The organism is Bizionia sp. (assembly GCF_048259285.1).
Classification (GTDB): Bacteria; Bacteroidota; Bacteroidia; order Flavobacteriales; family Flavobacteriaceae; genus Algorimicrobium; species Algorimicrobium hallyeonense.
The window spans coordinates 1-11,775 of sequence record NZ_JBLXHU010000004.1; the positions used below are offsets into that span (position 1 = coordinate 1).

The 11,775-nt window shown below is 35.5% G+C and carries 9 protein-coding genes and 2 tRNA genes; 10 read left to right on the top strand and 1 reads right to left on the bottom strand.

Features of this window, described 5'->3' with window-relative positions:
- Window positions 1-163 precede the first annotated feature (163 nt).
- A complete protein-coding gene (locus ACN0QX_RS02810; RefSeq protein WP_417195427.1) occupies window positions 164-2,596 on the top strand; it encodes a helix-turn-helix domain-containing protein in 2,433 nt (810 codons plus the stop codon).
- Window positions 2,597-2,647: 51 nt separating this feature from the next.
- Here ACN0QX_RS02810 and ACN0QX_RS02815 read toward each other — a convergent pair whose 3' ends face one another.
- Window positions 2,648-3,790 (bottom strand): acyl-CoA dehydrogenase, encoded by a 1,143-nt coding sequence (locus ACN0QX_RS02815; protein ID WP_248398147.1) that lies wholly within the window; start codon window positions 3,788-3,790, stop codon window positions 2,648-2,650.
- 91 nt (window positions 3,791-3,881) lie between these two features.
- Between ACN0QX_RS02815 and ACN0QX_RS02820 the strand changes: the two genes are divergently transcribed.
- The 9 genes from ACN0QX_RS02820 to ACN0QX_RS02860 all read left to right on the top strand — a co-directional run bounded on the left by ACN0QX_RS02820 (window position 3,882) and on the right by ACN0QX_RS02860 (window position 11,197).
- Entirely contained in the window at window positions 3,882-4,937 is a 1,056-nt protein-coding gene (locus ACN0QX_RS02820; protein WP_417195429.1) for an anhydro-N-acetylmuramic acid kinase, read from the top strand.
- A gap of 92 nt (window positions 4,938-5,029) precedes the next feature.
- Window positions 5,030-6,256, top strand: a complete 1,227-nt coding sequence (locus ACN0QX_RS02825; RefSeq protein WP_417195431.1) for a Glu/Leu/Phe/Val dehydrogenase dimerization domain-containing protein — start codon at window positions 5,030-5,032, stop codon at window positions 6,254-6,256.
- Between the two features lie 12 nt (window positions 6,257-6,268).
- Window positions 6,269-7,663, top strand: coding sequence for a sodium:proton antiporter NhaD (gene nhaD / locus ACN0QX_RS02830; RefSeq protein ID WP_417195432.1), 1,395 nt, complete (start codon window positions 6,269-6,271; stop codon window positions 7,661-7,663).
- Window positions 7,664-7,713: 50 nt separating this feature from the next.
- On the top strand, window positions 7,714-8,415 hold the full coding sequence (locus ACN0QX_RS02835) for a MotA/TolQ/ExbB proton channel family protein (RefSeq protein WP_248398161.1): 702 nt from the start codon (window positions 7,714-7,716) through the stop codon (window positions 8,413-8,415).
- Between the two features lies 1 nt (window position 8,416).
- The gene (locus tag ACN0QX_RS02840) at window positions 8,417-8,809 is read left to right on the top strand and encodes an ExbD/TolR family protein (protein ID WP_066253519.1); all 393 of its coding nucleotides are present in this window, start codon (window positions 8,417-8,419) and stop codon (window positions 8,807-8,809) included.
- Window positions 8,810-8,825: 16 nt separating this feature from the next.
- Window positions 8,826-9,722, top strand: a complete 897-nt coding sequence (locus tag ACN0QX_RS02845; RefSeq protein WP_417195435.1) for an energy transducer TonB — start codon at window positions 8,826-8,828, stop codon at window positions 9,720-9,722.
- A gap of 3 nt (window positions 9,723-9,725) precedes the next feature.
- A complete protein-coding gene (locus tag ACN0QX_RS02850; protein WP_417195437.1) occupies window positions 9,726-10,943 on the top strand; it encodes a bifunctional folylpolyglutamate synthase/dihydrofolate synthase in 1,218 nt (405 codons plus the stop codon).
- A gap of 63 nt (window positions 10,944-11,006) precedes the next feature.
- Window positions 11,007-11,081: transfer RNA gene (locus tag ACN0QX_RS02855), tRNA-Val, on the top strand.
- 41 nt (window positions 11,082-11,122) lie between these two features.
- Window positions 11,123-11,197, top strand: a tRNA-Val gene (locus tag ACN0QX_RS02860).
- Window positions 11,198-11,775 lie beyond the last annotated feature (578 nt).

Consider the following 11,775-nt stretch of genomic DNA (forward strand, 5'->3'; position numbering starts at 1 on the left):
CCGAACAGAGTAGTTAAGCCCGTTAGCGCCGATGGTACTGCATCTCGTGGGAGAGTAGGTCGCCGCCTTTTTTAAGAATCCCGATTCAATACTTGAATCGGGATTTTTTTTGTTTTATAAAGTCTATACGTCGTATATTTACTTAAAATTAAACCGATTTTTTGTGTCTGAAAATCCTGAATTAAAACTTGCTTGGCAGTTTGTAAATGAAACTGATAGAACTATCTTTTTAACGGGAAAAGCGGGTACAGGAAAAACGACCTTTCTTCATAAATTAAAAAATGAATCGCTTAAACGGACAGTGGTAGTGGCTCCAACTGGTGTAGCAGCTATTAATGCCAAAGGAGTTACCATTCATTCCTTTTTTCAATTGCCGTTTGGTCCTATATTACCAGATTCTGACACGAATTCTTCACAAGGTTTTAATAGAAAATTTAGTAAAACTAAAATCAATATCATTAAATCTATGGATTTATTGGTTATTGATGAAATAAGTATGGTTCGAGCGGATTTACTAGATGGAATTGATAAAACATTAAGGCGTTTCCGAAATAAGAATAAAATATTTGGCGGTGTCCAAGTTCTAATGATTGGTGACTTACAACAACTGTCTCCTGTAATTAAGGATCATGAGTGGTCTTTATTGAAGAAATATTATTTGAATGGATTCTTTTTTAGTAGCCATGCTTATCAGCAATGTCAGCCTATTACAATAGAGCTAAAGCATATTTATAGACAAGAAAATCCCGAATTTATCACTATTCTCAACGAAATTAGAAATAATCGTTTGTCGGCAGAAGGTGAGGCTATTTTAAATAAACGGTATAAACCTGATTTTAGCCCTAATCCGGATGAAGGATATATTCAATTAACGACCCATAATAATAGAGCAGAAGAAACCAACCAAAAGGAACTGGATGCTTTAGACGCCAAAGCCCAATTATATGTGGCAGACATTAAGGGTAAATTTCCAGAACACGCCTATCCAAATAATGAGGAGCTAGCTTTAAAAGTTGGTGCGCAAGTCATGTTTATTAAGAATGATAGTTCTCAAGAGAAGCGTTATTTCAATGGTAAAATTGGTAAGATTATCAAATTGAATAAAGATGAAGTGGTTGTGCGCTGTCCGGAAGATGAATTTAATATTGTTACCACCCAAGAGGTTTGGGACAATATTAATTATACGGTTAATAAAGAAACGAATGCGATAACCGAGGATAAAATTGGTTCCTTTAGTCAGATGCCATTGCGCTTGGCATGGTCTATTACTATTCATAAAAGCCAGGGTTTAACTTTCGAGAAAGCTATAATAGATGCCCAAGGTGCTTTTGCTCACGGTCAAACCTATGTGGCTTTAAGTCGTTGTAAATCTTTGGAAGGTTTAGTTTTAAAAAGTAAAATTACTTCCAATCAGATTATTAGTGATAGCCATGTTATTTCGTTTAACGAATCCGCGAATGAGAATCAACCTGATGAAACTGTATTGGAGTTATCCCAACGACATTTTCAATTGGGTTTAATATCTGAAGTATTTAATTTTTATGATTTCTTATATCCTATAAATCGCATTTTAGATATTTATTATAAAAATCGCGGTAGTATAGAAGGTAAAATTGAAGCGCCCTTAATAACGGTTAAAAACGCTATTACAAATCTTTTAAAAATAGGAACCAGTTTTAATAGTCAATTAAACAATATTTCAAAAGTAGAAAGCTTACCAGAAACTAGTCATGTAATTCAAGGACGGTTTAAAAAGGCAATTTTGTACTTTCAAAATGAATTAGACACTGTTATAAATCCTGCTTTTAAGACGTTTAATTTTACAACGGATAACCAAGCCTTGGAAAAAGATCTGATTAAAAATTTGGATAGTATTGAAGAATTATTAGAAACTAAAACCTTATACTTTAAGGAATTGGCAGATGGTTTTAAAACGCTTTTATTTTTAAATTTGCGAGCTAAAGCAGTCTTTCTAGCCAAAGAAAAGCCTAAAAAACTTAAAAAGACAGTTATAGATGGTACTACCAATGTGGAGCTTTTTGAATTGTTACGTGTTTTAAGAAATGAAATTGCTCAAGAAAACGATTTAATCCATTACCAAATATTTACGCAAAAGGCGCTATATGCTATGTGTGAAACCTTACCTACCTCCAAAAATGAATTATTGGAAATAGATGGCATGGGAAAGGTTCGTGTGGAAAAATATGGGGCGGCCATTCTGGAAGTAATTAGAGATTTTTGTGATGAAGATGATATCGATTATGAAGAAAAAACCGAAACCTTCAAATTCAAAGACAAGAAAGAAAAAAAAGTAGATACGAAACTTCAGTCTTTTATTCTTTTTAAATCTGGTAAAACAATTGAAGAAATTGCTAATGAACGTGCATTAAATGAAAACACTATTTTCGGTCATTTAGTTAGCTTTATTCCATCGGGAGAAATAAAGCCGACAGATTTAATGTCTGTGGAACATTATAAGGAATTACAAAAATTAATTCCAAAGTATAAGTTTGAAAACCTTTCAGATTTAAAACATCAATTGGATGACAAGTTCACGTATGGAGAGATACGCTTGGTTTTAGAATCTCTTAAATAAAAAAATCCCAATAGTTATATTGGGATTTATATGTAGATATTTTAATAAAAATTAATCTCTTAACACACCTCTAGAAATAACTATTTTTTGTATTTCTGAAGTTCCTTCATAAATCTGTGTAATTTTGGCATCTCGCATTAAACGCTCAACATGGTATTCTTTAACAAAACCATTTCCACCGTGAACCTGAACAGCTTCCACCGTTGTGTCCATAGCTACTTTGCTTGCGTATAGCTTCGCCATAGCACTAGACATATCGTAATTATTACCTTGATCTTTATCCCAAGCTGCTTTCATAACTAACATACGAGCCGCTTCAATCTCGGTGGCCATATCAGCAATTTTAAAAGCAATGGCTTGATGATTGCAGATTTCAGTACCAAATGCCTTACGTTCCTTACTGTATTTCTTCGCTAATTCATAAGCGCCTGACGCAATCCCTAATGCTTGAGCAGCAATTCCAATTCGTCCACCAGATAACGTCTTCATGGCGAATTTAAAACCGAAACCATCCGCGCCAATTCTATTTTCTTTAGGCACCTTTACATCATTAAATTGCAAGGTATGGGTGTCACTTCCGCGAATCCCTAATTTATCTTCCTTGGGTCCAACATCAAATCCAGGCATCCCTTTTTCAACTATAAAAGCATTGATACCGTGGTGTCCTTTATCTTTATCCGTTTGTGCAATGACTAAATACACATCTGCACGACCTCCACTTGTAATCCAGTTTTTAGTACCATTTAAAACATAATGATCGCCTTTGTCAATTGCTGTGGTTTTTTGTGATGTTGCATCACTACCAGCTTCAGGTTCACTTAAACAAAATGCGCCTACAAATTCACCAGTCGCTAATTTTGTTAAGTATTTTTGTTTTTGTTCCTCACTACCATAAGATTCAAGTCCATAGCATACTAATGAGTTATTTACCGAAACAATAACAGAAGCTGACGCATCAATTTTTGAAAGTTCCTCCATTATTAATACATAGGAAATGGCATCCATACCGCTTCCGCCATATTTAGGATCAACCATAATACCCATAAAACCAAGTTCGCCCATTTTTTTTACTAAATCTTGAGGAAACTCTTGTTTGTTATCACGCTCTATAACGCCAGGTAATAATTCTGTTTGAGCAAAATCGCGCGCTGCGTCGCGAATCATCATATGTTCTTCGGTAAGATTAAAATCCATAATAAATTGTTGTTGTTGAATTGATAAAAATGAATGCAAAGATAAGGTTTTAGGAACATTTTTTCAATAATGATTAGTATTTTTACGCGATATGATAAAATCTTCCTATAATGTGTTAGGTATTATGTCTGGAACATCGTTAGACGGTGTTGATATAGCTCATATTAAATTCACGTTTAATGAAAAATGGCAGTATACATTTTTAGAATGCGAAACCATTCCATATCCCCATTGCTGGTTCTTAAAACTTAAAAACTTGGTTGGCCTTTCTAAAGATAATTTAGAAATATTAGATCAAGATTATACGGCGTATCTTGCTTCCGTTATAAATACATTTGTAACAAAACATCAGATTGCTAGTTTAGATTTTATCAGTTCACATGGGCATACAGCTTTACATGAACCAGAAAAGGGCTTTACTTTACAAATCGGGAATAAACAAATACTGGCCCATTTAACGCAGCAAACCGTGGTTTGCGATTTTAGAGTTCAAGATGTCCAACTAGGAGGTCAAGGTGCACCTTTAGTACCAATTGGCGATAAATTACTTTTTTCAGATTTTGATTATTGTTTAAATCTAGGTGGTTTTGCTAATATTTCAACCGAACATAACGGGAACCGCATTGCCTACGATATTTGCCCAGCAAATATTGTCCTTAATCATTACGTGGCATCTTTAGGATTAGATTTTGATGATTCTGGTAAAATAGCGGCGTCAGGACAGGTTAATTTAGCGCTTTTAAAAAACTTAAATAGTTTGGAGTTTTATAAAAAACCGCATCCAAAATCATTGGGTTTAGAATGGGTTGATAAATTTATTTTTCCAAGGATTAATGCTTTTGAAATTCCCATTAAGGATATTTTACGAACGTTTGTTGCACATATCGCCATTCAAATAGGGCATCAAATAAAAAATGGCAAAACTTTAATAACTGGAGGTGGCGCTTATAATTCCTTTCTAATTGAAGAAATAAAAACACAGACAAAAGCGGAACTGGTTATACCCAATTCAAAATTAGTTAATTATAAAGAGGCGTTAATATTCAGTCTGTTAGGTGTGTTAAAACAGCGAAATGAAGTGAATTGTTTAGCAAGTGTAACAGGCGCAAAAATGGATCATAGTTCAGGAAGAACGTTTCAACCTTAAAATTATTGGAAAATTGATATTTACCGATTTTTTGTTTTTTATATTTGTTGAAGAATAACAACTATTGGATTTAAAATAATAATGAAACTATAATGAAAGACTTACTTCAAAAGTACGAGAATAAGCAACCGGAAATTGTATTCAATTGGAAGGATCCAGAAACAGAAGCTGAAGGCTGGACCGTAATAAGCTCCCTTCGCGGCGGAGCTGCTGGTGGCGGAACCCGCATGCGAAAAGGATTGGATGTCAATGAAGTCTTATCATTAGCTAAAACCATGGAAATAAAGTTTACAGTTTCAGGACCAGCCATTGGTGGTGCTAAATCTGGAATAAACTTTGATCCCAATGATCCACGAAAAAAAGGTGTGTTGGAGCGCTGGTTTAAAGCGGTTTCTCCATTGTTAAAAAGTTATTATGGAACGGGTGGCGATTTAAATGTTGATGAGAGTCATGAGGTAATACCTATGACGGAACAAACAGGACTTTGGCATCCGCAAGAGGGTGTTTTTGAAGGACATTTTAAATCAACACCAGGCGATAAAATTAACCGTATTGGGCAATTGCGCCACGGTGTTATTAAAGCCATAGAAAGTTCAGAATATTCACCTAGTGTAAAACGTAAATATACTGTTGCCGACATGATTACGGGCTTTGGTGTTGCACAAGCCGTTAAACATTATTACGATATTTTTGGTGGGACTGTAAAAGGAAAGCGCGTTGTTGTCCAAGGTTTTGGAAACGTAGGAGCAGCTGCTGCTTTCTATATATCTAAAATGGGCGCTAAAGTTGTTGGTATTATGGATATTGCTGGTGGCGTGATTAATAAAGATGGATTTTCATTTGAAGAAATTACAGATCTATACCTGAATAAAAAAGGAAATACACTGGGTGGTGAGAATTTAATTCCATTCCAAGAAATGAATGAAAAAGTTTGGGGATTGGAAACAGAGGTATTCTTACCATGTGCGGCATCGCGCCTAATTACCCAAGACCAAATTGACACCATGATTGAAAGTGGCTTGGAAGTTATTTCTTGCGGTGCTAATGTACCTTTTGCAGATAAAGAAATTTTCTTCGGACCAATTATGGAACATACCGATGAGCGCATAAGCTTAATACCAGATTTCATTTCCAATTGTGGAATGGCACGAGTATTTGCCTATCTAATGGAAAGTAGTGTTGAAATGAGCGATGAGTCTATTTTTCAAGACACTTCAGATACGATAAAGAGGGCTTTGCAAAATGTTTATAATGCAAATAGTTCAAAAAAAGAATTAAGTAAAACTGCCTTCGAAATCGCATTAGGGCAATTAGTATAATTAGATAATTTTATGGAAGCAATAATTATTATTGTATTTGTTTTAGGGTATTTAGCTATTACACTAGAGCACAATTTGAAAATTGATAAGCTGATCCCCGCTTTGGTTATGATGGCTATTTGTTGGGCCATTATTGCAATTGGCGTTGATGATTTTACCCAATGGTTTGACTCTGCAAAACATGCTTTGGTAGACAATTTAGGTTTGTTAAACCATGAAGATAGGGTGCACTTAATGGAAGAAACACTATTGCATCATTTAGGTAAAACATCAGAAATATTAGTGTTTCTATTAGGAGCCATGACCATTGTTGAAATTATAGATTATTTTGATGGTTTCGCTACTATAAAAGGTTTTATTAAAACGAAAAGTAAAGGGCGAATTCTATGGATATTTGCCTTTTTAGCTTTTTTCTTATCGGCAATTATTGATAATTTAACCGCTACAATTGTTTTAATTTCTATTCTACAAAAATTAATTTTTGATCGGGACGTGAGGATTTGGTATGCGGGTTTAATTATCATAGCTGCCAATGCTGGTGGAGCGTGGTCTCCAATTGGAGATGTTACCACAACCATGTTATGGATTGGTAAAAAAGTAACCACAGGACATTTATTTGTTTACTTATTTGTTCCCTCATTATTATGTATGTTAATACCAGTATTTATAGCGTCATTTTTACCAGCATTTAAGGGGAAAATTGACAATCCTGATTCAGAAGATGATGCGCCAAAAAGTGAGCACAGTGCAACTATGTTATATTTAGGTTTAGGTGGTATTGTTTCCGTTCCTATCTTTAAAACGGTCACGCATTTACCACCTTATGTTGGTATGATGTTAGCCTTGGCTTTTGTTGCTATTTTTGCGGAGGTTTTTAGTAATAGAAAATTTGCCATGTCTTTTGATACAGATGCAAATGCAGATCATGTTGGACATCATAGCCCAGTTCATAAAGCATTATCTAAAATTGAGTTGCCAAGTATCCTTTTCTTTTTAGGAATTTTAATGGCAGTTGCTGCTTTAGAATCGCTGGGAATATTATTTGGCTTTGCATCCACCTTACAGGAAAACATGCCTATGTTGGGTACAGAGTTACACCACGAAGGCGTTTCAGATTTGGTAGTATTATTAATGGGTGTTGGATCGGCAGTTATTGATAATGTTCCTTTAGTTGCGGCTAGTTTAGGTATGTTTTCAGAACCAATTGATAATGAACTTTGGCATTTTATAGCCTATGCTGCCGGTACAGGTGGAAGTATGTTAATAATAGGTTCAGCAGCAGGTGTGGTAGCTATGGGAATGGAAAAAATTGATTTTTTCTGGTACCTTAAAAATATTGGTTGGTTAGCGCTAGTTGGGTTTTTAGTTGGTGCAATTGCCTTTATGTTTACCAGAACCATTTTCTAATATAATTTTGTATCATTTAAAACGTTAATAATATTATAGTCACAAATCATATGATAAATACATTTATACAAAGTCCTCAAGAAGGAGCTGAAATAGTTCCAGATGGCGAATCAGTTGAAAAAACACTCTCCATTATTGAATTAATAAGTAGTGGAGGCATGGCAGGTCAAATTATAATAGCCATACTTTTTGTTCTCTTAATAGTTGCTTGCTATATTTATTTTGAACGTTTATTTGCTATCAAAGCGGCATCACAAATTGACAGTAATTTCATGAATCAGATAAAGGATCATGTAAGTAATGGTAAAATTGAAGCGGCACAAATTTTGTGTGCACAAGTCAACACACCTGTTTCTAGATTAATAAATAAAGGAATTACTAGAATTGGCAAACCACTTGAAGATATTAATACCGCTATTGAAAATGCTGGTCGGTTAGAAATTTACGGATTAGAAAAAAATGTTAGTATCCTAGCAACCATTTCTGGAGCAGCACCTATGATTGGTTTCCTTGGAACCGTAGTCGGTATGATTTTAGCTATTTTTGAACTAGCTAATGCTGGCGGAACCATTCAAATGGATGTGCTTGCCAGTGGTTTATATACAGCTATGACGACAACTGTTGCTGGTTTAATTGTCGGTATTATAGCATATATCACGTATAACCATTTAGTAGTAAAAACAAATAAGGTGGTGTATCAAATGGAAGCAAATTCTTTAGAATTTTTAGATCATTTAAACGAACCTATTTAATATGAATATACGCGGAAGAAATAAAGTAACGCCCGAATTCAATATGTCGTCTATGACGGATATTGTCTTTCTTTTACTTATATTTTTTATGATAGCTTCTACCTTGGTAACAACAAGTGCTATTGATATTTTACTGCCAAATGCGAGTGGAAAAACAGAGAATAAAAAATCTGTAGCTGTTAGTATTACTAAAGATTTGCGCTATTATGTAGATCAAAAATTAGTAGGTGAAAGTATGTTGGAAGGTGAACTTTTAACCGCTTTATCCAGTCAAGAAAAACCAACTGTTGTATTGCGTGCTGAAAAATCAGTACCTGTTGATAATGTGGTTAAAGTAATGGATATAGCGAATCGAAATAAAATTAAAGTCATTTTAGCAGTTAAGCCAAATTAAAACGGCACATCTACCCATGAAATATTTAGAGACCAAACACGAACGGAATTCTGCCAAGATTACGACTTTAATAATCGTTATTTTGGTATTGCTGCTGTTTGTAGTGGGGCCTCCATATATGGATCCACCGGAAGAATATGGCGTAGCTGTTAATTTTGGGAATTCAGATGTTGGCAGCGGAAACGTACAGCCAAAAGAACCTGTTAAATCCGAACCAAAAAACATAGAGCGTCCTCCGGAAGAAGCGGTAACAAAACCTCAAGAAACAAAACCAGAAGCGGCTGCTGCTGAAAAAACAAAAGCGGAAGATGTTATCACACAGAATAACGAAGAAGCATTAGCAATAGAAAAGAAAAAACAAGCCGACGCTAAAGCGAAAAAAATTGCAGAAGCAAAAGCAAAAGCGCAAGCAGAAGCGGATGCCAAGGCAAAAGCGGAAGCCGAACAAAAAGCGAAAGAGCAGGCAGAGAAAGAGGCTAAAAAGAAAAAGCTAGACGCTTTAATTGGAGGCGTAAGTAAATCGGAAGGCACCACATCTGGTGGCGAAGGGGATGACAACAAACCGGGTGATAAAGGCCAATTAGATGGCAATCCGTATGCCACCAGCTATTTTGGCAATCCAGGTTCTGGTAGCGGAGGTGTAGGCTATGGTTTAAACGGACGAGGAAAGGCAACGTATCAAAAATTAAATCAAGATTGTAATGAGTCTGGAAGGGTTGTAGTTCGCATAGTGGTAAACCGAGAAGGTAATGTCATAGAAGCCAATCCAGGCGTTAAAGGCACGAATAATACGGCTAAATGTCTTCTGGAGCCAGCAAAAAAAATAGCTTTATCTCACAAATGGCGGCCAGATAGCAATGCGCCAGCAGCGCAAGTAGGATTTGTTGAAGTTAACTTCACTATAGGTCAATAATTTATGACATATCAAGATACTTTAAACTGGATGTTTTCAAAACTTCCCATGTATCAGCGACAAGGTAAAACGGCATTTAAAGCCAATTTGGACAATTCCATCCGTTTCGCACATCATTTAAATAACCCTCAAAATAGAATAAAAACCATTCATGTTGGAGGTACCAACGGTAAAGGTTCTACAAGTAATATGCTAGCTTCCGTTTTGCAAGAGGCAGGCTATAAAGTGGGTTTGTTTACATCACCACATTTAAAGGATTTTCGCGAGCGTATTCGTGTTAATGGCGAAATGGTCAGCAAAGAATATGTGGTTAATTTTATACAACACAATAAAGGCTATTTAGATATTTCTGGACTTTCCTTTTTTGAAATGACCTCCGGAATGGCCTTCAATTATTTTTGGAATGAAAAGGTGGATGTTGCCATAATTGAAGTCGGGCTAGGTGGTCGTTTGGATTCTACTAATATTATCACACCTGAACTGGCTATCATCACCAATATAGGGTTAGATCATACACAATTTTTAGGGGATACACTGGATAAAATAGCTTATGAGAAAGCCGGAATTATTAAAAATCAAATTCCAATAGTAATTGGTAAAACGCAAGCGGAGACAAAACCAGTTTTTCAAGAAGTAGCAAAAAGCTTGGAAGCACCAATTTTCTTTGCGGATCAGTTTGTTCATTCACATTATGAATCGGATTTAAAAGGCACATATCAATATGAAAATATTCAGACGGTGGTACAGGCAATTGAAGTTTTAAAAACTCAAAACTTTATCATTGCTGATACTCATGTTAAAAACGGGTTATTACAAGTGGTTCGTAATACAGGGTTTCAAGGTCGTTGGCAGGTTTTGCAACAAAATCCTTTAATTATTTGCGATACAGCTCATAACTCGGAAGGCTTAAAGGTTGTGATGGAACAATTAATGAATTTGCCATATCAGGCGTTACATGTTGTTTTCGGAGTTGTAAATGATAAAGATATTGCCTCTATTTTACCGCTTTTACCAAAAAATGCAAGGTATTACTTCTGCAAACCCGATGTGCCGAGAGGTTTAGATGAAAATATTTTAAGAAATACCTTTAAGGAGCAAGGTTTTCAAGGAAACGCTTATAGTAGTGTAAATGATGCCTTTACGGCTGCAAAAAACACGGCACAGGCTGGTGATATTATATATATTGGAGGGAGCACTTTTGTTGTTGCAGAAATAATTTAATTTTTTCTCAAAAAAAGTTTTGCAATATGAAAAACTACTTTATATTTGCAATCCAATTACGAAGGGCGATTAGCTCAGTTGGTTCAGAGCACCTCGTTTACACCGAGGGGGTCGGGGGTTCGAATCCCTCATCGCCCACAAAAAAAAGTCCGTTTTATACGGACTTTTTTTAGTTATAGGGGTCATTAACTCAGTTGGTTCAGAGTGTCACGTCGACAACGTGGAAGTCACTGGTTCGAATCCAGTATGACCCACATCAAGCGAAAATCTGCATGGAAATGCAGATTTTTTTATTTCACAAAACCCGCAAAGCTCGCTTTAAAGGGGTTTGTGAAATAAAAAAAGCTAGAATGCGTGAGCATTCAGATTTACATTTGCAGGAGTGTGTTTATTCTGGATCAATGGAATTAATCCAAGAGCCTTAAGGTTAGACCTAACAGGTTTTAAAAACCTTTTAGGTCTTTTATAAAGTTCGCTTTAAAGGGGTTTGTGAAATAAAAAAAGCTAGAATGCGTGAGCATTCAGATTTACATTTGCAGGAGTGTGTTTATTCTGGATCAATGGAATTAATCCAAGAGCCTTAAGGTTAGACCTAACAGGTTTTAAAAACCTTTTAGGTCTTTTATAAAGTTCGCCTTAAAGGGGTTTGTGAAATAAAAAAAGCTAGAATGCGTGAGCATTCAGATTTACATTTGCAGGAGTGTGTTTATTCTGGATCAATGGAATTAATCCAAGAGCCTTAAGGTTAGACCTAACAGGTTTTAAAAACCTTTTAGGTCTTTTATAAAGTTCGCCTTAAAGGGGTTTGTGAAATAAAAAAAGCTAGAATGCG